Annotated in this window: 24 protein-coding genes and 1 tRNA gene; 12 read left to right on the top strand and 13 right to left on the bottom strand. The window is 70.2% G+C overall.

Annotation, left to right across the window (positions count from 1 at the left end):
• Positions 1-150: 150 nt before the first annotated feature.
• Complete coding sequence (locus RCR19_RS17875) at positions 151-786, top strand: hypothetical protein (protein WP_331266060.1); 636 nt, start codon at positions 151-153, stop codon at positions 784-786.
• A 680-nt stretch (positions 787-1,466) separates the two neighbouring features.
• Here the strand turns inward: RCR19_RS17875 and RCR19_RS17870 are convergent.
• On the bottom strand, positions 1,467-2,057 hold the full coding sequence (locus tag RCR19_RS17870; protein ID WP_331266059.1) for a helix-turn-helix domain-containing protein: 591 nt from the start codon (positions 2,055-2,057) through the stop codon (positions 1,467-1,469).
• Positions 2,058-2,230: 173 nt separating this feature from the next.
• Between RCR19_RS17870 and RCR19_RS17865 the strand changes: the two genes are divergently transcribed.
• The gene (locus RCR19_RS17865; protein ID WP_331266058.1) at positions 2,231-3,250 is read left to right on the top strand and encodes an aldo/keto reductase; all 1,020 of its coding nucleotides are present in this window, start codon (positions 2,231-2,233) and stop codon (positions 3,248-3,250) included.
• 31 nt (positions 3,251-3,281) lie between these two features.
• Positions 3,282-4,157: an LLM class flavin-dependent oxidoreductase gene (locus RCR19_RS17860; protein ID WP_331266057.1), complete on the top strand. Its 876-nt coding sequence runs from the start codon at positions 3,282-3,284 to the stop codon at positions 4,155-4,157.
• Between the two features lie 93 nt (positions 4,158-4,250).
• On the opposite strand, the gene RCR19_RS17855 is transcribed toward RCR19_RS17860, so the two are convergent.
• From RCR19_RS17855 to RCR19_RS17840, 4 genes are all read right to left on the bottom strand, one after another.
• The gene (locus RCR19_RS17855; RefSeq protein WP_331266056.1) at positions 4,251-5,378 is read right to left on the bottom strand and encodes a PP2C family protein-serine/threonine phosphatase; all 1,128 of its coding nucleotides are present in this window, start codon (positions 5,376-5,378) and stop codon (positions 4,251-4,253) included.
• 371 nt (positions 5,379-5,749) lie between these two features.
• Positions 5,750-6,016 carry a hypothetical protein gene (locus RCR19_RS17850; protein WP_331266055.1) on the bottom strand — a complete coding sequence of 89 codons (267 nt, stop codon included), beginning with the start codon at positions 6,014-6,016 and terminating at the stop codon, positions 5,750-5,752.
• A 162-nt stretch (positions 6,017-6,178) separates the two neighbouring features.
• Complete coding sequence (locus RCR19_RS17845; protein WP_331266054.1) at positions 6,179-6,556, bottom strand: STAS domain-containing protein; 378 nt, start codon at positions 6,554-6,556, stop codon at positions 6,179-6,181.
• A gap of 175 nt (positions 6,557-6,731) precedes the next feature.
• Positions 6,732-7,076 (bottom strand): hypothetical protein, encoded by a 345-nt coding sequence (locus tag RCR19_RS17840; protein ID WP_331266053.1) that lies wholly within the window; start codon positions 7,074-7,076, stop codon positions 6,732-6,734.
• A gap of 399 nt (positions 7,077-7,475) precedes the next feature.
• On the opposite strand from RCR19_RS17840, the gene RCR19_RS17835 reads away from it, so the two are divergent.
• Positions 7,476-7,679, top strand: coding sequence for a DUF5994 family protein (locus RCR19_RS17835; RefSeq protein ID WP_331266052.1), 204 nt, complete (start codon positions 7,476-7,478; stop codon positions 7,677-7,679).
• 357 nt (positions 7,680-8,036) lie between these two features.
• On the opposite strand, the gene RCR19_RS17830 is transcribed toward RCR19_RS17835, so the two are convergent.
• The 6 genes from RCR19_RS17830 to RCR19_RS17805 all read right to left on the bottom strand — a co-directional run bounded on the left by RCR19_RS17830 (position 8,037) and on the right by RCR19_RS17805 (position 12,228).
• The gene (locus RCR19_RS17830) at positions 8,037-8,324 is read right to left on the bottom strand and encodes an SCO5918 family protein (RefSeq protein WP_331266051.1); all 288 of its coding nucleotides are present in this window, start codon (positions 8,322-8,324) and stop codon (positions 8,037-8,039) included.
• 68 nt (positions 8,325-8,392) lie between these two features.
• The gene (locus tag RCR19_RS17825; RefSeq protein WP_331269472.1) at positions 8,393-8,728 is read right to left on the bottom strand and encodes a CBS domain-containing protein; all 336 of its coding nucleotides are present in this window, start codon (positions 8,726-8,728) and stop codon (positions 8,393-8,395) included.
• A gap of 59 nt (positions 8,729-8,787) precedes the next feature.
• The gene (locus RCR19_RS17820; protein WP_331266050.1) at positions 8,788-10,398 is read right to left on the bottom strand and encodes a DEAD/DEAH box helicase; all 1,611 of its coding nucleotides are present in this window, start codon (positions 10,396-10,398) and stop codon (positions 8,788-8,790) included.
• A gap of 244 nt (positions 10,399-10,642) precedes the next feature.
• Positions 10,643-10,846, bottom strand: a complete 204-nt coding sequence (locus RCR19_RS17815) for a cold-shock protein (protein ID WP_331266049.1) — start codon at positions 10,844-10,846, stop codon at positions 10,643-10,645.
• A 228-nt stretch (positions 10,847-11,074) separates the two neighbouring features.
• Positions 11,075-11,413 (bottom strand): MerR family transcriptional regulator, encoded by a 339-nt coding sequence (locus RCR19_RS17810; protein WP_331266048.1) that lies wholly within the window; start codon positions 11,411-11,413, stop codon positions 11,075-11,077.
• Positions 11,414-12,157: 744 nt separating this feature from the next.
• Positions 12,158-12,228: transfer RNA gene (locus RCR19_RS17805), tRNA-Gly, on the bottom strand.
• Between the two features lie 271 nt (positions 12,229-12,499).
• Here RCR19_RS17805 and RCR19_RS17800 point away from each other — a divergent pair.
• The 4 genes from RCR19_RS17800 (at position 12,500) to RCR19_RS17785 (ending at position 14,588) form a co-directional block, all read left to right on the top strand.
• A complete protein-coding gene (locus tag RCR19_RS17800) occupies positions 12,500-12,658 on the top strand; it encodes a hypothetical protein (RefSeq protein WP_181923112.1) in 159 nt (52 codons plus the stop codon).
• A 73-nt stretch (positions 12,659-12,731) separates the two neighbouring features.
• The gene (dcd, locus tag RCR19_RS17795) at positions 12,732-13,307 is read left to right on the top strand and encodes a dCTP deaminase (protein ID WP_331266047.1); all 576 of its coding nucleotides are present in this window, start codon (positions 12,732-12,734) and stop codon (positions 13,305-13,307) included.
• Positions 13,308-13,314: 7 nt separating this feature from the next.
• Entirely contained in the window at positions 13,315-13,824 is a 510-nt protein-coding gene (locus tag RCR19_RS17790; RefSeq protein ID WP_331266046.1) for a phosphoribosyltransferase, read from the top strand.
• Between the two features lie 224 nt (positions 13,825-14,048).
• A complete protein-coding gene (locus tag RCR19_RS17785) occupies positions 14,049-14,588 on the top strand; it encodes an AAA family ATPase (RefSeq protein WP_331266045.1) in 540 nt (179 codons plus the stop codon).
• 199 nt (positions 14,589-14,787) lie between these two features.
• On the opposite strand, the gene RCR19_RS17780 is transcribed toward RCR19_RS17785, so the two are convergent.
• Together RCR19_RS17780 and RCR19_RS17775 are read right to left on the bottom strand one after the other, a co-directional pair.
• Positions 14,788-15,576 carry a hypothetical protein gene (locus RCR19_RS17780; protein ID WP_331266044.1) on the bottom strand — a complete coding sequence of 263 codons (789 nt, stop codon included), beginning with the start codon at positions 15,574-15,576 and terminating at the stop codon, positions 14,788-14,790.
• 299 nt (positions 15,577-15,875) lie between these two features.
• Positions 15,876-16,847, bottom strand: a complete 972-nt coding sequence (locus tag RCR19_RS17775) for a YIP1 family protein (protein ID WP_331266043.1) — start codon at positions 16,845-16,847, stop codon at positions 15,876-15,878.
• A 564-nt stretch (positions 16,848-17,411) separates the two neighbouring features.
• On the opposite strand from RCR19_RS17775, the gene RCR19_RS17770 reads away from it, so the two are divergent.
• The 4 genes from RCR19_RS17770 to RCR19_RS17755 all read left to right on the top strand — a co-directional run bounded on the left by RCR19_RS17770 (position 17,412) and on the right by RCR19_RS17755 (position 23,597).
• Positions 17,412-19,271, top strand: a complete 1,860-nt coding sequence (locus RCR19_RS17770) for a DUF4012 domain-containing protein (protein ID WP_331266042.1) — start codon at positions 17,412-17,414, stop codon at positions 19,269-19,271.
• Positions 19,272-19,447: 176 nt separating this feature from the next.
• A complete protein-coding gene (gene asnB / locus RCR19_RS17765) occupies positions 19,448-21,367 on the top strand; it encodes an asparagine synthase (glutamine-hydrolyzing) (RefSeq protein WP_331266041.1) in 1,920 nt (639 codons plus the stop codon).
• A 158-nt stretch (positions 21,368-21,525) separates the two neighbouring features.
• The gene (locus RCR19_RS17760; protein ID WP_331266040.1) at positions 21,526-22,773 is read left to right on the top strand and encodes an O-antigen ligase family protein; all 1,248 of its coding nucleotides are present in this window, start codon (positions 21,526-21,528) and stop codon (positions 22,771-22,773) included.
• Positions 22,773-23,597, top strand: a complete 825-nt coding sequence (locus RCR19_RS17755) for a class I SAM-dependent methyltransferase (protein WP_331266039.1) — start codon at positions 22,773-22,775, stop codon at positions 23,595-23,597. Before RCR19_RS17760 ends, RCR19_RS17755 begins: the two co-directional genes overlap by 1 nt.
• The last annotated feature ends 9 nt before the right edge of the window (positions 23,598-23,606 follow it).

Below are 23,606 nucleotides of genomic sequence, written 5' to 3'. Positions count from 1 at the left end.
ACGGAATCGAGACCGGCCCGAGTGTCGTCCCCTGCAACCCCCAAGCCGTCAGCGCTGTCCTAAGGGCGAACCGCGGCCCCGGAACGGCGGCCGCACACCTGGTCACGCGGGTGGCGTGCGTGACCCAGTCGGTCGAGGAGGGGACTCGCCATGCGCGGTCTCAGAGGCGTGACGGTGACAGCACTGATGGGCGGAATCCTGATGCTGACGGGGTGCGACGGTTCGCCGAGTACCGACGCCGCCTCGGGCGCTCCCTCGCCGGCCTCCCCGTCGGCCACGTCGTCGGCGTCGTCTCCCGATGCCCCCGCCGCGGCGGCCACTGCTTCGGGCGCCGCTTCCTCGGCCGCGCCGCGCCCGTCGTCCACCTCCACCCCGGCCCGGGCCACGCCCTCCACCGGCGCCGCCCGGATTCCCGCGAGCGTCCCCGGATGCCGCAACCTGTCGGTCGGCGACGACGTCAAGGCCGCCGTGACGTCGGCGTACCGGCGCGCCTTTCCCCGACTCGTCCACATCCGGCCGGAGCCGCACCGGTTCTTCTACGGTCAGTGCGGCGCCGTCCGCTACGCCGCCACCCGTTTTCAGGCGACGCCGGGTGTCACGGACGAGGAACTCGTGAACATGCAGGACGAGGGCAGCACCACCAAGTACTTCCGCGGCACCTCGGGGGGCGGCTGGGCGTATCTCGCCGGCGACGGTCTGCCGGCCGGGCCGCACGGCTGCGGCGACATCCCCGAGATCCCCGCCGCGCTGGCGAAGGCATGGGGGAACTGCTCGGCCGGACGGTGAACTTCGCGGTCCCCCGGGTGCACGTACCTCCGGGCCGGTACCGGCAACAGGGGCGCGGGCCCGATCCGGGCCCGCGGTCGTGGAGCGGGCCGGCAGTGTTGGACCGGCCGGTGGCCGTGGAGCGGTCCGGCAGCTATGACGGGCCTGTAGTCGTGGACGGCCCTGTAGTCGTGGACGGCCCTGTGGTCATGGGGCGGGCCTGATGCATCCGGGCCGCGGCTGTGTACCGGGCCCGCAACCGTGTACCGGGCCCGTCGTCGTGGACCGGCCCCGTGTTCGGGGAGCGGGCCGGTAGCCATGGACCGGGCCTGTGGTCGTGGACCGGCCCGCAACCGTGGACCGGCCCCGTGGTCGCGGACCGGCCTGTAACCGTGGACCGGCCCGTGCCCGTGGACTGACCTGTAGTCCCCGTGGACTGACCTGCAGTCATGGACCCGGTCCGGTGGCCGTGGACGGGGCCGGTGGCGATGGACCGGCCCCGCGGTCATGGACCCGCCCCGTAACCGTGGGCCGGGCCGGCCGCCGCGGTCGGCTGGTACGACGCAGGCGCGGCCTCAAGGCCCGCCGGGCCGGACGGCTCACGGGCGCCTTCGCGCACCCGGCCTTTCACCACGCCGAGGCCGCGCCCGGGCGGGAGCGACGGGCCGGGGGCGCACGGCCCGCGTCGGCCCCCGGCCGATTCAGTCGGGCCGGCGCAGTCCGGCGACGAGGACCTCGACCAGCCGTCGTGCGTCGTAGCGGGAATCGTTCTCCGCGCCGATGCAGAGGTTGCCGACGCCGCGCATCAATTCGTAGGCCTGCAGATCGGAACGGATCTCGCCCGAACCGGCCGCGGCGTCGAGCAGGTGCGTGCACACCGGCACGAGCCGGTCGAGGAAGTAGGCGTGCAGGGCGTCGAAGCCGGCGTCGTCGGACCGCAGAACGGCGGCGAGACCGTGCTTGGTGACCAGGAAGTCGACGAAGAGGCTGATCCATTTCCCCAGTGCGGCGTAGGGGGTCGGTCCGGTCGCGAGCAGGTCCGGACCGGCCTGCGCACACGCTTCGACCTGGTGCCGGTAGACGGCGATGATGAGATCCGCCCGCGTCGGGAAATGGCGGTAGATCGTGGCCGTCCCGACACCGGCCCTGGCCGCGATGTCGCGCACCGGCGCCTCCACGCCCGACTCCACGAAGACCGCGGCGGCCGCCTCCAGCAGGGCCTCCTCGTTGCGCCGGGCGTCCGCCCGTCTGGGCCGGCCCGCGGGCCCCGCGGCCTGATCGGCGTCCTTCATCGCTCCGCTCCCTCCACAGCCTCCCTTGCTAAACGGGACGCTGTTCCGTATCGTCAAAACGGGACGTGGTTCCGTTTGCTGATGATGCCAGAGCAGGGAACCGACCACCAAGCCATGCGCCGCCGTGCCATGCGCTGCCGTCCCGCTTCATCCCTGATCGAGGAGGCACGACCATGCAGTACCGCACCTTGGGCCGCACCGGAGTGCAGGTGAGTTCCCTCGCGCTCGGCGCGATGAACTTCGGCGCCATCGGGCGCACCACCCAGGACGAGGCCACCGCCGTCGTCGACGCCGCCCTGGAGGGCGGGATCAACCTCATCGACACCGCCGACATGTACGGCCGCGGCGAGTCCGAGGAGATGGTCGGCAAGGCCATCGCGGGCCGCCGCGACGACATCGTGCTGGCCACGAAGGCGGGCATGCCGATGAGCGACGAGCCCAACCATCGGGGCGCTTCGCGCCGCTGGCTGGTCGCCGAGCTGGACAGCAGCCTGCGCCGCCTCGGTGTGGACCACGTCGACCTCTACCAGATCCACCGGTGGGACCCGACCACCGGCGACGAGGAGACGCTGTCGGCGCTGACCGACCTGCAACGCGCCGGAAAGATCCGCTACTTCGGCTCCTCCACCTTCCCCGCCCACCGCATCGTGGAGGCGCAGTGGGCCGCCCGCGAGCACCGTCTGGGCCGGTACGTCACCGAACAGCCCAGCTACTCGATCCTGCAGCGCGGCATCGAGACCCATGTGCTGCCCGTGACCGAGCAGTACGGGCTCGGCGTGCTGGCGTGGAGCCCGTTGGCCTCGGGATGGCTGACCGGCGCGATCCGCGAGGGCCGGGACATCACCACCAGCCGCTCGACGTTCATGCCGGAACGCTTCGACACCTCCCTCCCCGCCAACCGGGCCAGGCTCGACGCAGTCGAACAACTGGCCGCGATCGCCGACGAGGCCGGACTGAGCATGATCCAGCTCGCTCTCGGGTTCGTGACCGCGCATCCCGCCGTGACCTGCGCACTCGTCGGTCCCCGCACGCTGGACCACCTGCACACGCAACTCGCCGCCGCCGACACCGTGCTCGGCCCCGACGTGCTCGACGCGATCGACGCCGTCGTCGCCCCCGGCACCGACCTGGCCGCGCACGAGAAGTACGACACTCCGCCCGCGCTGCTCGACCCGTCACTGCGGCGTCGCTGACCGTCCCGGCGACGGAAGGGACCGATGTTCCATGCCCCGCACACCCCGACCCGGTTTCGGGATCATGACCGCCCCCTCGCAGGTCGACTACCACGACGTCCTGCGGGTCTGGCGCGAGGCGGACGGGATCCCCGAGATCGAGCACGCGTGGCTGTTCGACCACCTCATGCCGATCGGCGGCGATCCGTCCGGGCCGGCCTACGAGGGCTGGACACTGCTGTCGGCCCTTGCCGCCCGGACCCGGCGGCTGCGGCTCGGCGTACTGGTGACCAGCAACCGGTTCCGGCCGCCGGCGATGCTCGCCAAGATCGCCACGACCGTGGACATCGTCTCCGGCGGCCGGCTCGACTTCGGTATCGGCGTCGGTTCACGGCCCGGCCATCCGCTGGCCCGGCGCGAGTACGAGGCCCACGGTCTGCCCTTCCACGACTCCGCGCGGGCCGTGGCGAGCCTCGCCGAGGCGTGCACGGTGATCCGGCGGCTGTGGACCGAGACCGAACCGTTCGACTTCCACGGCACCCACGTCCGGCTCACCGGAGCGTTCGGCAACCCCAAGCCCGTCCAGCGTCCCCATCCGCCGATCCTGATCGGCGGCCGCTCGTCCTCGACCCTGCGGGTGGCCGCCGAGCACGCCGATCTGTGGAACATCCCGGGCGGCGACCTGGACGACTGCCTCCGCCGCAGCGCCCTGCTGGACCGCTACTGCGCCGAGATCGGCCGCGATCCGGCCTCCATCACCCGCTCGATCCATCTGCCCGTCTCCTACGACCGGCCCGGCGGCACCCGGGACGCGATCGGCGACGCGGTCGGCGCCGGCTTCCGGCACATCGTCCTCGGGCTGCCGGCGCCGTACCCCGCCGACGTGGCGCGGTGGGTCACCGACGAGCTCATCACCCCTACGGCCTGACTCCGGCAGCGGTGGCCGACGGCGCTCCCGGCATCCACCGGGACCATCCCCGCTTCCCCGGGCGCCCGGCGTTCGTTCCGCGGGGGTGAGCGGTCACCGGGACTCGGGGCGCCACCGGCGCGCGCTCGGCTCGTACGCGTCGTCGGGCGCACGGGTGACGGCCAGGAGCGCCATGTCATCGGTTCTCCGGCCGCCGGTGTGCCGGCACACATCGGCGAGGAGGGCGTCCAGGAGAGCGTCGGGACCGGAGTGCCGCCGTCCCGTGAACCTGCCGACGGGGTCGTAGAAGGCGCCCGACGCGTTCCGGGCCTCGGTCAGCCCGTCGGTGTAGAGCAGCAGCCCGGCGCCCTGGGGGAACGCGACCGGGTCGACGCGCGCGGTGTCGACGCTCAGGGCGCCCAGGCCCAGGGGCAGGGCGGGCCGGCAGGGCTCGACGTACCGCACCGTGTCCCCGAGGAACAGCAGGGGCGCCGGATGCCCCCGGTTGACCAACCGGACCTCGTTCCCCCGCGGGGGGAATTCCGCCAGCAGGGCCGTGACGAACCATTCGGCGGGGAGCGGGCTCCCCGACTGCGCGGCCTCCCGGACCAGGGCCTGCTCCAGCCGGTCCGAGAGCCCGGTCAGGGCGGGCTCCCGCAGGGCGGCCTCCCGGAACGTCCCGAGAGCGACCGTGACCGCCCTGACCGCGTCCATCCCCTTGCCGCACACATCGCCGATCAGACAGCGCACGCCATAGGGGGTGTCGAGCACCGCGTAGAGGTCCCCGCCGATCTGGGCATCCGTCTGGGCGGCCTCGTAACGGGCGGCGAAGCGCAGCGGACCGATGCGCGCCGGCGGGCCCGGCAGTACGGCGCGCTGAACGGCGGTGGCGATACCGCTCACCGACTGCAGCTTCACCTCGCGGTGGTACAGCAGGCGGTTGAGGAAGACCGCCACCCCGGCCACGGTCGCCACCATGGCCAGCTCGCTGAACATCGCACTTCCGCGATGGCCGAAATACCAGAACATGGCCCAGTCGAGGACGAGCGCACACACCCCGACGAGGACGGTCCCGCACAGGGACAGCAGCGGGGCGGCCACCAGGACCGCGGCCGCGTAGAGGGCCGAGGCGCTGACGGTGGGCGGTGTGGTGCAGTCGATCGCCCCGGCCACGAGCAGCAGGAGGGCCGGCAGCCAGTGGCTCCGCCTGCCCAGCCGCTTCCACACTCCCAGCCCTGCCACCTGCAGCTCCCGACGCCGACCGGCTCCTGGCCCGGCCAGGCTTACCACCGGGACCGTCGCCTCCCGGCGCGCGGCTCGCCCACACCGCCTCCCGCCACGCGGTGGCGGTCGGCCAACCGGGGTAGCGCTTCTCCCGGGGCGTCCTTCCGGGCCGTGCTCGCCGCGGACGGCACGAAGGCGGGGGCTCACGACGGGGGTCTTCGCGTGGAGGTGGGGCCGACGAGGGCCTCGACTCAGGGTGAAGAAGGAGCGGCGGGGCGCCGGTGCTGGAACGGGCCGTTGCGTGGATATGCCGGAGTGCTGTCCGCGGGTGCCGGTGTACGAAGTGTCCCGGTGACCTGACGCTACTCCCGGAGAGGCAGGACGGCCCGCTACCCGGTCGCCGTCTCGTCTCTGCCCGCGGCCTCGTGCCCGGACCTGCTGGTCTCCAGCCAGGACCGTGCGGGTTCTGCCGCGCGGGTGGTGTCCACGGTGAGGTCGAGGCGGGTTCCTCCGTCGGGGCCCGCGGGATAGCTGCGTTGCTCGGTGGCCGCGAAGCAGCGACGGAGTACCTCCGCCACCCTGCGGGCGACCTCGGGCGACGCGGCGACGATGTGGACCTCGGCGTTCCCGTCCGAGGATGTTTGCGTGGACCGCACGGCGACCTCGGAGTTCGGTATCCCGAAAGGGGACGGACTGGACTTATCAGTCTACTCCGTCCCAAACGGGCGGATCCGATTTCCAAAGGCCATGCGCTCGCCCTCAAGGAGAGGCGGGCGCCCTCCGGCCTCGGCGCCGTGCCCGTCTCCCGTCTGTCTTGCTCACCCCGCTGTCGCAGGCGTTCCGCGCCAGGCTTCCTGGGCGGTGGCATAGGCGGGGAAGCGGCCCAGCATGCCGCCGCCCAGCAGGACAAGGTCGATACCGAGGCTGCTGTGGACGACGCGGACCCAGCCCTGCCGGGCCCGGCAGTCTTCCCACGCCTCGCACAGCGGTCCCAGGATGCTTCCGTCCGCGAAGGTCACCGCACGGAAATCGACGATGAGGAAGACGCGCCCACGTCCCGTGCGGGCGTCCTCCAGAGACTGCACCAGGGGTGCCACGGTGGTCGGGTCCAACTCGCCGCGGGCCTGCACCATCCGGCATTCATCGAACAGTTCGGGCGTACGGAAAGGCTCGCGTGGGTCGGGATGAGCGCACATGCGCGCCATCTCCTCTGTCCGGGTCGGAGCTTCAAAAAGAGGGCGCGGCGCGCGGGGGCCGGGGCGGCCACCGTCGAGGTCCGGGCGACCCGCGGCGCCGTCGGCAGCCGCGGTGCCGGGCCCGGGCTTGTGGTGGGAGGTCTCCCGGCGTTCTCCGTCGGAAGCCTGCCGAAATCTATGTACGCAGCAGTCGTTGGGTGAGCTCCCGGTACTGCCTCAGAGCGCTCCGGAGTTCGGCGGATTCCGTTTCGGGGTCCCGGTCCTGCCAGCCCTCGCGGACGACTCGCCGCGCCTCCGAAAGGGCGTTCATGAGCTGGGAGGCAGCTTCGTCGAAGGCGCCCTCGGCCTCCTCCAGTGCCTCGCGCGGGGTGTCCGCGAAGGTGTTGACGGCATGTCCGAGGCGGCGCACGATCTCGTCCCGTTCTTGCGGAGGGAGCAACGGATCCGGGCCCGTGGTGCGGCGTCCGCCCGGGCCCGGGGACCGGTCCGCGGGCTGCTGGGCGCGTGTCTGGTCGTACATCGTGGTGTGTACCGCTTCCGCTTGTGATGGAGGGTCACCGCCTCAAGGCGCCCTTCGCCTTCTCGACGGCCTGCTTCAGACTTCCGGAGACCCGGTCGACGCTGCCCTTCATGGCCCTCAGCCGTCCTGCCAGTCAACGTCCGGCGACGATGCGTGTCAATGCGACGCCGGCTCGAGCGCAACCCGCTGTCCGACAGGCCGTCACCAGCACACCACGCATCCTCCAGGGGCAGTCCGTGACCCCGGCCCCACCGGCGTCGGACGCGGCCGGACGGACCTCTCGGCCGCCGCCATCCGTCTCCTGGACCGCCTCGGCGGGCGCGCGAGGCGCGCCCGCCGACGCCGAACCGAGTCGCCGCGCATCACGCCTGACGGCAACCACGCGTTGCCATCAGCCAGTTGCCAGGAGCCCCAAGACCACCGGGCTCCAGCCCCCGCTTCCCTCCACCCCGTCCTCCGCCTGCGGCCGACGCCCCGCACACCGTCGTCCTGCTGTCCGCCGGCCGAGGGCGCTGGGACCTTGTGGTCGTGCCTCGGTACACCACCGGGGACGCCGCAAAGCCACTCATGGCGGCCGCGGCGGGCGACCTCGGGGCAGGCTGACCCGGCCGCGGCACGCTGTGGGCACGGGGTCGTCGATGGGAGGCGCCCGAGATGTCCGCGGCCTTCGGCGGGCCCGGTCGGCGAAGCCGGCCGTACGTACTCCATGGGCGGCTGCCATCGCAGGTGCCGAGCGCCGAGGGTGCGGCAGGGACGGGTCACGCCGGTTGTCGCCGGACAGCCCTTCGGTGACAACCGGCGGAGCGGTTCGTACCGGTCTCGTGCGGTATGCGCCTCATGGCCGAAGCGCCGCCCCTGCGGGACGCGGATTCGGGTGTTCGGCCGCTCACAGGCCGGGTGCCACGTCCTCGGCTCGCCAACCGGGAAAAGTCACATAGCCTGCCGTTGCCGTGGAAAGCGTCACCAACCGGTTGTGTCCTCGTCGCTCCAGGCCTGTCGGGCCGGCTTGACCGGGCGCGCGTCGTGGCAGGTGAAGCCGAGGCGGGTCAGCGCCCGGCGCATTTCATCCGACGTGAAGTCCCGGCGGTTCTGCCTGGTGATCACCTCCCCGACCTGCATCACGGGGAAGACGCGGCCGTCGATGGTCACGGACACGCCGGTGACAGGTTCGGGTGCGATGCCACTCATCGACTGCTCGACCTCGCTCTTGACCAGGTCGAAGGGGAAACGGGCGATCACACAGCGCATGGATGCCTCCACAGGGACGGGTCGGATCACCGGAGAGGCCGACCGCGCGGCGGGCGGCCGGACGGCGGTCAGGATGTGAGAGCCAGGACGCCCAGGGCGTAGCCGTGCTCATCGATCACGGGGGAAACGTGCAGGGCCCGGACCCGCATGGCGGCTTCCGCCTCGCCGAGTGCGGCCGTGGACGAGGTGAACGGCCCGCGATCGAGCGGGAGGTCCCGCAGCCGCGTCCGGTCGCTGTACCACGAGCCGCCCCGGTGTGCGGCGAGCTGGGACCGGGTGACCAGTCCCGTGCAACGGCCGTCCTCGTCCTGGAGGAGCAGGTGCGGGACGCGGGCGCCGATGAGGACGGAGAGAGCCACGTCGACGTCCATGTGGTCGTCGACCTGTGGTCCGGGAGCGTGCATGGCATCGCGGGCGGTCGGACCGGTGCCGTAGGCATGCCGTGTGAGGGTCGGAATCGGCGTCAAGAGCTTCTCCTCTTCGTCGGAACGTGCGGGACGGGCGACGTCCGGTCCCGACCGCTGCGAGTGCTTACCCGTGCCGCGGTCGTCGGGGGTTCCGCCGCGGGCCGACCGACTCCCTTGGCGGCCCGGCCGCTTTTGCCACGGCCGGCAGCCCGGCCCAGACGACCACGGCCTGTGGATCCCCTGCCCTCGCGGGGTTCGGCGGGCTGCGGGGGGAGGGTGACGGGCACGCCGGAGGGCGTGCGTGCGCCGGTGATGCGGTGCAGTTCGGCCGCGCCGGGGCGGATCCGGGCGGTGCGCGCGGTGATGCCGGCGTCGGCCATCAGACGGTCCACCGCGCGGCGCTGGTGAGGCAGGACGAGGGTGACGACGGTGCCGGACTCGCCGGCGCGGGCGGTACGGCCGCCGCGGTGGAGGTAGTCCTTGTGGTCGCCGGGCGGGTCGACGTTCACGACGAGGTCGAGGTGGTCGACGTGAATACCGCGGGCCGCGACGTTGGTGGCCACCAGGACCGTGATCTGACCGTCCTTGAACCGGGCGAGGGTCCGGTTGCGCTGTGCCTGGGACCTGCCACCGTGCAGGGCCGAGGCGTGCACACCCACGGACAGCAGGTGCGTGGTCAGCCGGTCCACGGCGTGCTTGGTGTCCAGGAACATGATCACGCGTCCGTCGCGGGCGGCGATCTCGGTCGCGGTGGTGTCCTTGTCGCCGTCACGCACGTGGAGCAGATGGTGCTCCATGGTGGTGACGCTGCCCGCCGGCGGGTCGACCGAGTGCACCACGGGGTCGTGCAGGTAGCGGCGCACCAGGAGGTCGATGTCACCGTCCAGGGTGGCCGAGAACAGCAACCGCTGCCCGGCGGAGGGGACTTGGTCCAGCAGCGTGGTCACCTGCGGCAGGAAGCCCATGTCCGCCATCTGGTCGGCTTCGTCGAGGACGGTGACGGTGACCCGGTCCAGTCGGCAGTCGCCCCGCTCGATGAGGTCCTTGATGCGTCCGGGCGTCGCGACGACCACCTCGGCGCCGCCGCGCAGGGCACTCGCCTGCCGGCCGATCGACATGCCGCCCACCAGGGTGGCGAGCCGCAGTCTCAATGCGCGGGCGTAGGGGGCGAGCGCCTCGGTGACCTGCTGGGCCAGTTCCCGGGTGGGGACGAGGACGAGGGCGAGCGGCTGCCGTGGCTCGGCTCGCTGCCCGTCGAGGCGGGCCAGCACCGGCAGGCCGAAGGCGAGCGTCTTGCCCGAGCCCGTACGGCCCCGGCCCAGGACGTCCCGGCCCGCGAGCGCGTTGGGCAGCGTGGCCGCCTGGATCGGGAAGGGCACGGTCACGCCGTCGGCGCTGAGCGCTGCCAGCAGTCGTGCGGGCATGTCCAGTTCGGCGAACGTCTCGACCGCGGGCAGTGGCTCGGTCAGGGTGACCGGCGCGGTGAACTCCTGTCGGCGTGGGGCGGAGCCCTGGCCGCTCTTGCGCCCGGTGCCCGGACGAGGGCCCGGCCGGCCCGACTCCTCCGTACGGAAACGGCTGCCGCGAGCGGAGCCTGCCGAGCGCGTGGCACCGCGGTCCGCGCGGTGGTGACCGGACTTGCTGTCGGTGCGGCGGGTACGGTTCATGGCGGAACCTTCCTCGATGCGGCGTATCGAGGAATTCCGTCCAACGGCTTACCGCCGTAAGGAATCACAAGACTGAGCCGAATAAAAAAGCAAAAGGTCGGGCCGCTTGATGCCGAAGCCCGGACTGTCAGCGATCCGGAGATCCAGGAAACCCGGAAACGCAATGGGTCAGGCCCGCACCCCAAGAGTGCGGGCCCCGGCCATACGATGCGCGAGCCTGTGGCCCGCGACGTTCACGTCTGCGTCAGGCGGGAATGATGTTCTCTGCCTGCAGGCCCCTCTGGCCCTGCGTGACGTCGAAGGTAACCTTCTGGCCCTCCTGAAGTTCGCGGAAGCCATTGGTGGCGATGTTCGAGTAGTGGGCGAACACGTCAGCGCCGCCGCCGTCCTGCTCGATGAAGCCGAAACCCTTTTCCGCGTTGAACCACTTCACGGTGCCAGATGCCATATTGGATCTCCCTCGGGGGCAGTGTCGGCTCCGCACTGCGCGGCGCCGAGTCGCCGCGATGATCACCCCTCCGGAAAAATCCGAAAGCTCTGCGAAGAAAAAATCTCTGGCAATCAAAACTGCAACTGCCGTCACGTTAACACAGGTCGGGTCCGGAGCGTCCCTGCACATTCGGAATCCTCCGGTAATCCTCATCCGACTGGATTCCGGATTTCTGTGTCGGCGGTACTAGATATTTGTGCCCTGCTCGTCCAGCTTCCGGCGCATTTCCCGGTTCAGGCGCAGGGCGTCGGCGAGCTGATTTTCCAGAGAGATGATGCGGCAGGCGGCCTCGACGGGGGTTCCCTGATCGACCAACTCACGGGCGCGGGCGGCGATGCGCAACTGGCGGCGGGAGTACCGGCGATGGCCGCCTTCCGACCGTAGGGGAGTGATCAGCTCGGCTGCACCGACCGACCGGAGGAAGGCGGGGGTGGTACCGAGGACATCGGCGGCGCGCCCCATGGTGTAGGCGGGGTAGTCGTCGTCGTCGAGGTTGCCGGTGACAGGATCTTTCTCAGCGGGCATGGCACCTTCGTTTCGGGGACACGGAGAGGGACCGGACGTGCGCGGCACCCGCACTCGGAAGGAATCAGCGCCACCTGCACCGTGCAAGAAGCGTATCTCCGGCGAGCCCGGACATGCGGTCTCGCCTGGGCAACGCCCGAGGAGCCGCCGCCCGGCCGCGGCGGTCCTCGTCGGCCAGGATCGAGTCGGCGAGTAGCGCCGGTTCGCCGGCCTCGGGAGGCTCCTTTCCGGACCTCAAGCCCTCGATCGCGTCGCCGCCGTCCTTCCGGCACAGACCGCACCGCGGCCCCGGGCCGCCCGGTCGCAGAGACCTCGAAGCCTCGCGGAGTACCCGGCCGACACCACAGCGTTTCCACGACACCCCGACACGGTCACTCCGGCCGGGCCGGTCACCCTCTGTGCGGATCGCACCGGCCGTCGCGGTGCGCGCCGTGCCACAGCCATGTCCACCACGGCTTTCCCACGGCGGGGGGCCAGATGCGGCCGACGCGACGTCCGGGCCGTACGACCATGGGCACGCTGTGAGGCGTTCCGCTCCTGCCCGATGACGCGCCACGCCGATGCGGCCTTGCGCCGACGAAGTCCCGGCTGTCAGAAGGGATTTCGGCGGACCGAGGGCCTCCCTGCCCGAATCGCCCTATGCCCGGGTTGAAACTGCAGGTCAGCGATACTCCGCCGGATAGGGAGCAGGAAGCATGTTGTAAATGCACAAGCCCCAGGCCGCTGACCTGGGGCTTCAATAAGAGCGGGTGACGAGAATCGAACTCGCGCTCTCAGCTTGGGAAGCTGATGTTCTACCATTAAACTACACCCGCGTAAGACACCCGTTGATCCGGTGCCGTTATGCCCGATCACTGTACCTCATCTCGGACCCCCGGTGCTCAGGCCGCGGGGTCCGACGTCGTTCCGGGGTGTGGATGCGGCTGCGGCGGGCCGGAGTTGGGGCGTACGGTGGGGGTGGTGGAGAGGGGCCGTGTGCGGCCGGAGTGCCGCCTGGAGGGCCGTCCCTTTCATCCCGTAATGTGCTTTCGTCGTCCGTCACGGCAGTGAGACGAAGACTCTTGGGGAAGGGACTCAGAGGACTTGATGGAGCGCACCGTCGTCCGTTGTGCCGAGGGGCACGTGTTCAGCACCGCTTCGTTCCCGATGCAGCAGGCCGAGCGCCTCGGCCCCGGCCGGCTCGTCCGGTGTCCACGCTGCGCCCGGCTGCGCAGTGTGGTGCCGGTGGCCCTGGAAAAGCGGTAGGGACCACAGCGGTACAGGCGCGCGGGGAGGGCACGATTGTGGCGGCCCCGCGCGCCTTGCGTATTCTCGGGACGTGCTTCTCTCAGACAGGGACATCCGGACCGAGATCGACAAGGGCCGGGTCGTGATCGACCCGTTCGACCCGACCATGGTGCAGCCCTCGAGCATCGATGTGCGGCTCGACCGCTACTTCCGGGTGTTCGAGAACCACAAGTACCCCCATATCGACCCCTCCGTGGAGCAGGTCGACCTGACCCGGCTCGTCGAGCCCGAGGGCGACGAGCCGTTCATCCTCCACCCCGGCGAGTTCGTCCTCGCCAGTACGTACGAGATCATCAGCCTGCCCGACGACCTCGCCTCGAGGCTCGAGGGCAAGAGCTCGCTCGGGCGGCTCGGGCTCGTCACCCACTCCACCGCCGGGTTCATCGACCCGGGCTTCTCCGGGCATGTGACGCTCGAGCTGTCCAACCTCGCCACCCTCCCGATCAAGCTCTGGCCGGGCATGAAGATCGGGCAGCTGTGCATGTTCCGGCTGAGCTCGCCGGCCGAGTTCCCCTACGGCAGCGAGCGGTACGGCTCGCGCTACCAGGGGCAGCGCGGGCCCACGGCCTCCCGCTCCTTCGTCAACTTCCACCGGACCCAGGTGTGAGCGGGGCATGACCGACGTACGGGAGAACCTGACCTACGACGACTTCGGGCACGCCGTCCGCGAACTCGCGCAGGCGATCGCCGACGACGGCTACCGTCCCGACATCGTGCTGAGCATCGCGCGGGGCGGCGTCTTCGTGGCCGGCGGCCTCGCCTACGCCCTGGACTGCAAGAACATCCACCTGGTCAACGTGGAGTTCTACACCGGCGTGGGCACGACGCTCGAGATGCCGGTGATGCTCGCCCCCGTCCCGAACGCGATCGACTTCACCGACAAGAAGGTCCTGATCGCCGACGACGTGGCCGACACCGGCAGGACGCTGAAGCTGGTGTACGACTTCTGCCGCGAGGCCGTGGCCGAGGTCCGCACGGCGGTGATCTATGAGAAGTCCCACTCGCTCGTGAAGTGCGAGTACGTGTGGAAGCGCACGGACGCCTGGATCAACTTCCCGTGGAGTGTTCTGCCTCCCGTAAGCAAGTCGGGGGAGCCGGTGACCCCGTCGAAGGAAGCGCTCTAGTTCCGTTCTTATGTCCGGCGCTGACACCGAGCGGCCGCACGGGGTCAGCGCCGACCGACATCTCCCACCCTCGAAGTCGTTGTCCGGCCGTCGTGCCGTGATGCAGCGGTCGCTCGGGTCCCTGCCCATCCGCGCTCGTCCCTCGTTGTTGGTGTCGGCCGCCGGTGTCAGCGGTCGCATAGCGTGTGAAGCAGGTGACGGTGCTTCAAGGCAGGGGGACACGCGTGATCGTCTGGGTGAACGGCGCCTTCGGGAGCGGGAAGACCACTCTGGTCGACGAGTTGCAACGGCGCCGGCCTGCGGCTTTGGTGTACGACCCCGAGCAGATCGGTTACGTGTTGCGTGACATCGTCGAGGTGCCGACCGGGAACTTTCAGGACTTGCGCCTGTGGCGCCGGCAGGTGATCAGCATGGCCGTGGGGCTGCTGGAAGAGTACGAACGCCCGATCCTGGTTCCGATGACGCTGGTCGACCCACAGTACGTGGCCGAGATCTTCGGCGCGTTGGAGGAAGCGGAGGTGGCTGTCCACCACTTCTTCCTCAAGGTCCCGTCTGAAGCACTGGCTCGGCGGATCGACGCCCGGACTGTGGCGCCGAACGATCCTGAACGTGACGAGGCTGCCCGCCAGTGGTGCAAGGCGCAGATCGAACAGTGTGTGGCGGCAGTCGACACCTTGCCGACTGACACGATCTTCTTGGACGGTGAGCGTCCTTGCCGGGAACTGGCCGACGAGGTCTTGAGCCGTGTGACCGTGAGCCGGTGACCACGGTTACCGTCCAGTAGGCAGCGCCGGATCCGCAAACCCCGTCGAAGGAAGCGCTCTGCCCCCCGGGCGGGCGTCGGCTCGCAGGCCGTGGTCCTCGTGTCGGCGCCCCCCTCGTCGCAGGTCGTTGTCTGAACGAGGGGGGTGCGCGCCGGGGTCGCAGGGTCCGTCATCGGGACGTACTGCCCGGTCGTGGCGCTCAGCCGCGGTGGACCCTGACGCCGTCGGCCTCGAAGTCGTAGACGTTCTGGTTGATCCGCAGACCGTCGACGGCGCCGACCCACATGCTGTCGCGGCCGTAGCCCACGGCGACGGTGAGGATGACGGGTGCGGCGCCCCCGTCGTTCAGGCGGGTCTTCACCTCGGTGAAGGAGCACGGCGAGAGTGAGGTGCAGCCCGTGGCCGTGCCCTCGGCGCCGGTCAGGTACCAGGTGCCGCTGGTGGCGGCGTTGATGTAACCGCTCCACCGGTCGGTCACCGGGGCCGCCGGCGGCAGCCAGACCAGCGAGGTGTAGTTGTCGGTGACCGGTACGGTGCTCAGGTTCGCATCGATCTCGAACCTGATGTTCGGCATGTTCCTGAGGCCGCCGTACGTCACGTTCTCGCCGGACTGGAACACATGGAACCCGACCCGGTTGAGACCCAGCACGGGATCGCCGTGGAAGTCGACCTCGTTGCCGAAGTCGACCTTCTCCCGTGCGTCGCCGGCCGCGACGGAGCTGTCCGCCACCTGGATCCCGAGGCTTCCCACTCCATAGGGCGGTCTGGCGGACGGCCCCTGTACGTCGTACTTGCCGAACGGACCGTCCCTCAGGGCCGCCACGGGAGAGCCGACCGTGTTGCGGGTGATCACACCCCAGTGCTCCGAGCGCCCAGGGGCCGGGTCCGCGGCGGCGGAGGCCGGTGCCAGGGCCGAGGCGGCCGCGATCGTGGTCAGGGCGGTGACGATCAGCGTCTTCGTTTTGGGCATGCCAAAGCGAGCGTTCACACTCACTCCTTCGAGATGGATGAAGGTCAGGTGCGCGCCGGTAGCCGCCCGACGCGACGCTGGTCACCGTATATAACTATCAGTGACCATAACGTTCGCGACATACTGCGCATCTGTGGGAATCCGGGCCACAAAACAAAAGGCCCGGATGTGAACGTCACTCCGTGTAATGAGGCGCCTGCGTCGCGGAACGCGCCGCGAGCTCACCGGGCGCCTGATTCCGCCGCCCGTCGCCGCCGGGGCGCTCGGGAGCCATGCTCCGGCGCAGCACCCCGAGGGCACCCTCGGCGCCCGCGCGACTAGAACGTGCCCAATTTGATGATCGAAAGGATCGCGATCAGCTGGATCGCCGACGCGCCCAGGGCCTTCGGCCACGGCAGGTCGTGGGACTTCGACACCATGAGCGTCAGCAGCGCGCCCGCCCCGATCCAGGTGGCCCAGCCGAGGATCTGGACGAAGGATTCGTCACCGCCGAGGAACATCGCGACGACCAGGCGCGGTGCGTCCGTGATGGACATGATCAGCATGGAGAGGCCGACCGTCGGCTGCCAGGCGCCGTCGCCGCCGAGCTGGCGGGCGAGGGTGTGGGTGACCACGCTCAGCACGAAGGAGCTGACCACCATGGCCACGGCGGTCGTCAGCACGATCGGGATCGCGTTGTCCAGTGTGGCGGTGATGGCGTCCTCGCGCGCGCCGTCGAAGCCGAAGACCGCGAGCAGGCCGTAGAGGAAGGTCACGATCAGGGCCGGGCCCCACATCGTGTAGTCCCGCATCTGCAGGAAGGTCCGGGTCGGGGAGAACACGATGCCCCGCAGCAGGTCCTTCCAGTGCAGACGGGGACCGACCGGCGGTGCCGAGGCCTGGCCCGCGCGGTACGTCTCGCCCGCGCTGTAGGGGTCCTCGCCGACCGAGAACGCCTGCGTATGGCCCGGATTGTTCGCCGCGTACGGGTCGGGTGCGTGGAAGTGGCCCTGGCCGTCGTCACCGAAGTACTCCGGCTCACCCTGGCCCTGGGCCCCCCGCCACTGCTGCCGGCCGCCGTGGGGCTGCGGGCCCCCGTGCCGCTGCTGCGGCGCGGAGGGGTAGCCGTACGTCGGGCCCTGCGGCACCTGCTGTCCGTACGGGGGTTGCTGCGGTCGCGCGTGAGGAGCGCGGTCCGCCCGGTCGCGTCCGATCCTGAATCCAGCCACATCTTCGAACGTACCCGGTACCGGAGGGCGGCGTGCCGGGCCCGGGGGGAAGGGGAGGGCATTGGGGCCGAGCTGTGACATCCCGTAAGGGCCCGGGGGACGGGAATCGGGGACATATCGGTGGCGGTGGCGTTTGCACGCGCATCCTGTGTGTGCATCCCGGCCCGAAGGGCGGGACACCCGGCCCCGGTCGGCACTCCGCCGCAGCTCCGAGGCGGCCGAACGAGTGCCACCGCTCCGCCGTCTGTGGCGTACCGGAGCGCGTCTGTTTCTGTTCGAAACGATTGATGGCGTTGGATTTTCCTGCCTGATCCCTCTGCATGCCGACTCCGTTCGCCGGTCCGTGGTGCGCGGACGGCTCGACGCGAACGAGCGCGGCACGGCGCATCGGGGTAGGGACGACGGACGCGACTGCGGAGAGGTGATAGCGACGGTGGAACAGCCCACGCGCCCCACGAAACGCCCTTCGCACGGTCCGGCACTGTCCGGCCGGCACCGACGTGGCCGCCGGCCGGACGCCTGCCGCCCCTGTCCGCCGCCTTCGTCGCCCGTCGTACGGCCAGCTGTCGAACGTATGCGCGATATCCATGGCCGCGAGTCCTTCCGGGAGCTCCGCCCCCGCTGCCGGTGGGAGTTGAGGGCCGCATGACACGGACCGTCCAGACCCTCCCCGACACGGCCGCCCCGCCCACCCCCGAACCCCAGGCCCGGCGGAACCGCCGGCGTGTCCGGCTGCTGCTGTGGGCGCTCGTGGTCGTTCTCCTCGCGGGCCTCGGGTGGATCCTCGTCACCGGCCTGCTGGCGCGTGCCGAGCTCGTCGGCAGCCGGAACGATCTGAGCAGCCTGCGCACGAGGATGACGACGCCCTCGGACCCGGCCGCCAGTGCGGGGCACGGCACGGACCGCGGTGAACTCGCCCTGCAAGCCGCCCGTTCCGCGGCGGAACACGCCGAACGCGCCCACCGGCTCACCGCCGGTCCGGCCTGGTACGTGGCGGCGCATCTGCCGTTCGTCGGCGGTCCCTTCGAGACCGTGCGCGGCGCGGCCGAGGTGCTCGACCGCCTGGGCGGACGGGTACTGCCCGCCGCATTGCGCACCGTTGACCGAGTCACCGCGGACGCGGGCGGCAGCCATATCAACCTCGCCGAACTGCGCAGAGCCGTACCGGATCTCGAGGAGGCCTCGCAGCAGGCGGCCTTGGCCCGAGTGGAGGCGGACAGGCTGCCGCGGCGGACCTGGCTGCATTCCGTCGATCGTGCCCGCGGTCAACTCCTCGCCGGGCTCAAGCGGGTGGCGCCCGTGATGGAGAACGCCGCCGTGGGCGCCCGCCTGTTGCCGCCCATGCTGGGGGAGGGCGGTCCGCGCCGTTACCTCCTGGTGTTCCAGAACCCCGCCGAGGCGCGCGGGACGGGGGGTATGCCCGGCGCCTACGCCGTGCTGACCGCCGACAAGGGCCGACTGGCACTGCCGCAGTTCGGGCGGGACACCGATATGGCGACCGCCCGGCCCACGATCGACATGGGGGCGGAGTTCGCCGCCATGTACGCGCAGTACGACTCGGTGAAGACCTGGCCGAATTCCAACATGAGCCCGCACTTCCCCTACGCCGCGCGCATCTGGTCCGCCGCGTGGCACGCCAAGAGCCGGCAGCGCGTGGACGGCGTGCTCTCACTGGATCCGGGCGCGCTGTCCGCACTGCTGGCCGCGGTCGGGCCGGCGCGGATGGCCGACGGCACCTCCGTCACCGCGGCCAACGTGGTGGACCTCACCGAGCGCACCAATTACGCGATGTATCCGGACCCGGTCAGGCGCAAGGCCTTTCTGCTCGACGTGGCGCGCGCGGCCGCCGGACGGCTGCTGACCGCCGCCGGGGACGCCCAGCGGCGGCCCGCCCTGCTCCGGGGCCTGTACGAGGTGCTGCACAGCGGGCAGATGACCGTGTGGAGCGCGCACGCGGACGAGCAGCAGGAGCTGAACGCGCGCCCCGTCGGAGGCTCCGTTCCGCAGGGGCCGGGGGCCTATGCCGGGCTTGTGGTCAACAACGCCGCCGGCACGAAGCTGGACTACTACCTCGATCGCTCGCTGGAGTGGTCGCCCGGGCGCTGCACCGCCGACGGCCGCGAGGTGACCGTCAAGGCGGTCCTCACCAACCGCGCGCCCGTCACCGGGCTCCCCCTCTATGTCACCGACCGGCTGGACAAGCCCGCTCATGGAGCCCGCCGGGGCGACAACCGGCTGCTCGTCTCGTACTTCGCGACCGCCGGGGCGGGGCTGGTGGAGGCGCGCCTCGACGGGAAGGCCGCCCTCTCGGCGCAGGGGACGGAACGAGGACATCCGGTGTACACGTTCGATGTCGAGGTGCCCCGGGGGACGAGCCGCACGCTGACGCTGCATCTGCTGGAGCCGCTGTCCGACCGTGCGCCCACCGTGCTGCGGCAACAGCTGACCCGCCCACTGCATGTGACGGTGCGTCGGGGTCCGCGCTGTGCGGGAGCCGGATCGTAGTGCCCCGTGCATCGGCGTGCGGTGCGGCGAGGAGCCCTTCCGGCGCCGTCCGGGCCGTCACCCGATGGCACCACCCCTTTGCGGGTTGACTGTTTTGTACTGAATGCGCCGGTATGGTGCCAGTCGGGATCTCTTCGGTAGTTGCTCCATTTCTTGCACCACATGAGGGAGGGCCGATGTGCGGCGTAGCGGGCATGGTGTCGACGGCGTCCCCCGATCCGGCGGCCGTGCGGACGATGTGCGACGTCCTCGCCCATCGCGGCCCGGACGGTGCGGGGTTCCACACCGACGACCATGTCGCCCTCGGCATGCGGCGACTGGCCGTCATCGACGTCGGCGGAGGGGACCAGCCCGTCTTCAACGAGGACCGCAGTGTGATCGCGGTCTTCAACGGGGAGATCTACAACTTCCCCGAGCTGCGCCGGGATCTGCAGAGCCGTGGTCACACCTTCCGCACGAACGGCGACTCCGAATGCCTTGTGCACCTCTACGAGGAGCACGGCGAGGACTGCGTCCGCCATCTGCGCGGCATGTTCGCGTTCGCGGTGTGGGACGTGCGCCAGGGACGTCTGCTGCTCGCCCGCGACCGTGTCGGCAAGAAGCCGCTGTACTACCGGGAGACCGCCGGTGAGCTCGCCTTCGCCTCGGAACTCAAGGCGCTGAGCACGGTCGCCGGCACCGGGGGCGAGGTCGATCCGGTCGCGCTCCACCACTATCTGACCTATCAGTACGTCCCGGCGCCCTGGTCGATCCTCCGCGGTGTACGCAAACTGCCGCCCGGTTGCCTGCTCACCTGGCGGGGCGGCCGGGTGCAGGTGAAGCGCTACTGGTCGCTCGACTTCTCACCGGTTCCCGCACCGGACGAGGAGGAGGCGGCCGAGCGGGCCCGGGAGCTTCTGCTCGAGGCCACACGTATCCGCATGGTGTCGGAGCGCCCGCTCGGGGCCTTTCTGTCGGGGGGCGTCGACTCCTCCGCCGTCGTCGCAGCCATGGCGCGGGTCTCCACGGAGCCCGTGAAGACCTTCTCCATCGGGTTCGAGGACACCCGGTTCGATGAGCGGGCGCACGCCCGCGCGGTGGCGCGGCAGTACGGAACCGATCACCACGAATTCGTCGTGGAGGCCTCGGCGCTCGACATCCTGCCCACACTCGCGTGGTACTTCGACGAGCCGTTCGCGGATTCGTCCGCGATCCCCTCCTTCTACGTGGCCCAGTTGAGCCGCCGGCATGTGACCGTCGCCCTGAACGGCGACGGTGGCGACGAGTCGTTCGGCGGATACACCCGGTATGCCCGCATGGCCGGGCTGGAGCGCTTCCGGGTCCACGGGGCCCTGCGCCCGGTCGTCGGTCACATGGGGCGGTCTCTGCTGGCCGCCGCTCCGGCCTGCTCGATGCGGCGCAGGGCAGGCCGCGCGCTGACCCTGCTCGGCGAGACGTCGCAGCGGCGCTATGCCCGGATGATGTCCTACTTCATGCCGGAGCAGAAGCAGGTGCTGTACACGGAACGGCTGCTCGAGGCCACGGCCGGGGTCGACAGCTACGACCTTGTGGACCAGGCCTTCCGCGGGTCCCGCGCCATCAGCCGGGTGAACCAGTTGATGGATGTGGACGTGAACACGTATCTGCCCGGAGACCTGCTGGTCAAGGTGGACATCAGCACGATGGCCAACTCGCTGGAGGCCCGGTCGCCGTTCCTGGACCACCGCCTGATGGAGTGGGCGGCCGGACTGCCCGCGCAGCTGAAGGTGCGCGGCGGCACCACCAAGTACCTGCTCAAGAAGGCTTTGCGGGACTGGCTTCCGCATGAGGTGCTGCACCGGCCGAAGCAGGGGTTCGGGGTGCCGATGGCCCACTGGCTGCGTACGGATCTGAGGGACGTGGCATGGGACGTGCTCACCGACCGGACAGCGACGGACCGGGAACTGTTCCGGCCGGAGGCGGTGAGAACCCTGCTCCGCGAACACGAGGCCGGGGAGGACCACGCCCGCCGGATCTGGGCGCTGATGCAGTTCGAACTCTGGCACCGCAGGTTCGTCGACCGGCCGCAGCCCGTGCCGCCGGCGGTCGCCGGTCAGCCGCTGCGGCACACCGGCTGATCGGCACCGCGTTCCCGCGCGCTGGGTTCGATTCCCATGGCAGTGCCCGTTCGTAGTGGCGATCCGATGGGTCTCCCCACCGATGGTCTCGTGGAGGACCAGTTTTGCTCACCGGTAGGACGAACTTGAGACCGCTCTCCGCCGCCGTGGCTGGCCGGGTGGGGACCCTGGCCGCCGGGCCGGTGGCCGCGTATCTGGCCCTCTTCCATGGCTTTGCGGCCGCGGCTGCGGCGGCGTTGATTTGCTTCGCTCTCGTGGCGTGGAAGTGGCCGGACGTGGCCCTGTTGATGGTGCTCGGGTTGGTCCCGGTGATCGCCGCCATCAATCCTGGCGGCACGGTGCTGAAGGCGGTCCTGGGTGCCGTGGGAGTGTTGCTGTTCCGGATGGTGCTGAGCGGATTTCGCTTGCGCCCGGACCTGGTTCTGGTATTGCTCATGGCCCTGGCTGTCACTGTGAGTTGTCTGATGCCTGCGGCTTCCACCCTCCCTGCACAACGGTCGTGGACATCGTGGGCTCTGTTACTGGTGGGATTCGGTCTGCTCACCGCCTCGATCCTGGCGCCTCCCGATCCTCGCCGCATCGCGAAGGTCGTGGCCGGTTCGGGGACGGGTGCCGCCGGATACCTCCTCGTCCGGGGGGAGTACGCCTCCGACCGCCTGATCGGGCTGGGCCTGAACCCCAATTACCTGGGAGTCGTCCTCGCGCTCTCCCTGGTCGCCGCCGTGGGTCTGGCACGATTCAGCCGGTCCTGGTCGTGGCTCGTCCCGGCTGTCGTCTGCGCCCATGCACTGCTGCTGACCCGGTCCCGAGGGGCGCTGGCGACGGCTGCGATGGGGTTGGCCTGCGTTCTTCTCGCCAGCCGTCCATTGCGGCACAAGGTGCTGATCGCGCTGGTGATCGCGGCCGCGGCGGTTGTACTGCCGGGCACCTTGGACTCGGTCGAGGGCCACCTGATGGGCGACAGGACGCCCAGCGAGCTCACCGTCAACACCGAGGTGCGCAAGCAGGCCGCCCTTCTGGCAGTGCGCGTCGCACTCGATCATCCACTGCGCGGCATCGGGTACGCGGTGTTCCCCGAATACGCCAGAACCTCGTCCGCCCTGGGCATCTTCATCAATACCCACAACGACTACCTGAGGCTTGCAGCCGAGTCCGGAATGGTGACCGTCGCCCTCCTGGTCGCTCTTCTGTGGATCGGTCTCGCACGCCGCTACAGCGCGGAACGCGTCATCCTCCAGGCGCTGTGCCTTGCCTACGCGGTAGGGCTGCTCTTCGCCAACGCCCTCACAGACCTGGTCATTTCCACGCCCTTCTGGATCTCCCTGGGCTGCTTGCTGGCCCAAGCCAGACGCCGGAAGGCTGATCCCCAAACCCTCATCCGCACGACGTTAAGGAAAGCCGAATGATGGACTGCGAGACTGAGATCAGCCAGGGCCGGCGCTTCGCCTTCGGCCGGAACTGGCTCCGATTCGGGACACTGATCGACGAAGAGCGCATCGCCGGTGCCACGAGATCGCTGGAGGCTGCCCTCGGCACCGCCGATCTGACCGGACGCACCTTCCTGGATGTCGGCTGCGGAAGCGGGCTCTTCTCCCTGGCGGCACTGCGTATGGGCGCACGTGTACGGTCGTTCGACTACGACCCCGACTCGGTGAGAGCAGCCGGAAAGCTCCGCCTGGAATTCGCCCCGGACAGTGACTGGAGCATCCAGCACGCCTCCATCCTCGACGCGGAGTTCGTGCAGCGACTGGACCAGGCCGACATCGTCTACTCGTGGGGCGTGCTGCACCATACCGGCGATCTCTGGGCGGCGATGGAGGCCGTCTGCGGCCTCGTCGCTCCCGAGGGAACGCTGTACGTGTCGATCTACAACGATCAGGGACCGGAAAGCCGGATGTGGACGGCCGTGAAACGGCGTTACAACGCCTCCGGCGTGCTGGGGCGGCAACTGCTGCTGACCGGCAGCCTGCTCTATCTCGGCAGGCACGCCCCGCTGCGCGCCGCCCAGAGGCTGACCAAGCGGGTCCAGGGCAACCCGCAGGGGACTGTCCCCCGGCCGCGTGGCATGTCACGCAAGCACGACCTCGTCGACTGGGTGGGAGGTTATCCCTTCCAGGTCGCCACGCCTGAGGAGGTCTTCTCCTTCTGCCATGAGCGTGGCTTCGAACTGTCTCACCTGAAGACCTGCAAGGGAGGGATCGGCTGCAACGAGTTCGTGTTCACCCGTTAATGAGACCTC

It is taken from the genome of Streptomyces sp. WAC07094, from assembly GCF_036320405.1.
Lineage (GTDB): Bacteria > Actinomycetota > Actinomycetes > Streptomycetales > Streptomycetaceae > Streptomyces > Streptomyces lannensis.
This window is presented reverse-complemented; position numbering and strand designations above follow the sequence as displayed.

Coding starts and splice junctions, on each gene's coding strand:
- RCR19_RS17875 (WP_331266060.1), top strand. CDS start 151: ATGCGCGGTCTCAGAGGCGTGACGGTGACAGCACTGATGGGCGGAATC.
- RCR19_RS17870 (WP_331266059.1), bottom strand. CDS start 2,057: ATGAAGGACGCCGATCAGGCCGCGGGGCCCGCGGGCCGGCCCAGACGG.
- RCR19_RS17865 (WP_331266058.1), top strand. CDS start 2,231: ATGCAGTACCGCACCTTGGGCCGCACCGGAGTGCAGGTGAGTTCCCTC.
- RCR19_RS17860 (WP_331266057.1), top strand. CDS start 3,282: ATGCCCCGCACACCCCGACCCGGTTTCGGGATCATGACCGCCCCCTCG.
- RCR19_RS17845 (WP_331266054.1), bottom strand. CDS start 6,556: ATGTGCGCTCATCCCGACCCACGCGAGCCTTTCCGTACGCCCGAACTG.
- RCR19_RS17840 (WP_331266053.1), bottom strand. CDS start 7,076: ATGTACGACCAGACACGCGCCCAGCAGCCCGCGGACCGGTCCCCGGGC.
- RCR19_RS17830 (WP_331266051.1), bottom strand. CDS start 8,324: ATGCGCTGTGTGATCGCCCGTTTCCCCTTCGACCTGGTCAAGAGCGAG.
- RCR19_RS17825 (WP_331269472.1), bottom strand. CDS start 8,728: ATGCACGCTCCCGGACCACAGGTCGACGACCACATGGACGTCGACGTG.
- RCR19_RS17820 (WP_331266050.1), bottom strand. CDS start 10,398: ATGAACCGTACCCGCCGCACCGACAGCAAGTCCGGTCACCACCGCGCG.
- RCR19_RS17815 (WP_331266049.1), bottom strand. CDS start 10,846: ATGGCATCTGGCACCGTGAAGTGGTTCAACGCGGAAAAGGGTTTCGGC.
- RCR19_RS17810 (WP_331266048.1), bottom strand. CDS start 11,413: ATGCCCGCTGAGAAAGATCCTGTCACCGGCAACCTCGACGACGACGAC.
- RCR19_RS17800 (WP_181923112.1), top strand. CDS start 12,500: ATGGAGCGCACCGTCGTCCGTTGTGCCGAGGGGCACGTGTTCAGCACC.
- RCR19_RS17790 (WP_331266046.1), top strand. CDS start 13,315: ATGACCGACGTACGGGAGAACCTGACCTACGACGACTTCGGGCACGCC.
- RCR19_RS17775 (WP_331266043.1), bottom strand. CDS start 16,847: ATGTCACAGCTCGGCCCCAATGCCCTCCCCTTCCCCCCGGGCCCGGCA.
- RCR19_RS17770 (WP_331266042.1), top strand. CDS start 17,412: ATGACACGGACCGTCCAGACCCTCCCCGACACGGCCGCCCCGCCCACC.
- asnB (WP_331266041.1), top strand. CDS start 19,448: ATGTGCGGCGTAGCGGGCATGGTGTCGACGGCGTCCCCCGATCCGGCG.
- RCR19_RS17755 (WP_331266039.1), top strand. CDS start 22,773: ATGGACTGCGAGACTGAGATCAGCCAGGGCCGGCGCTTCGCCTTCGGC.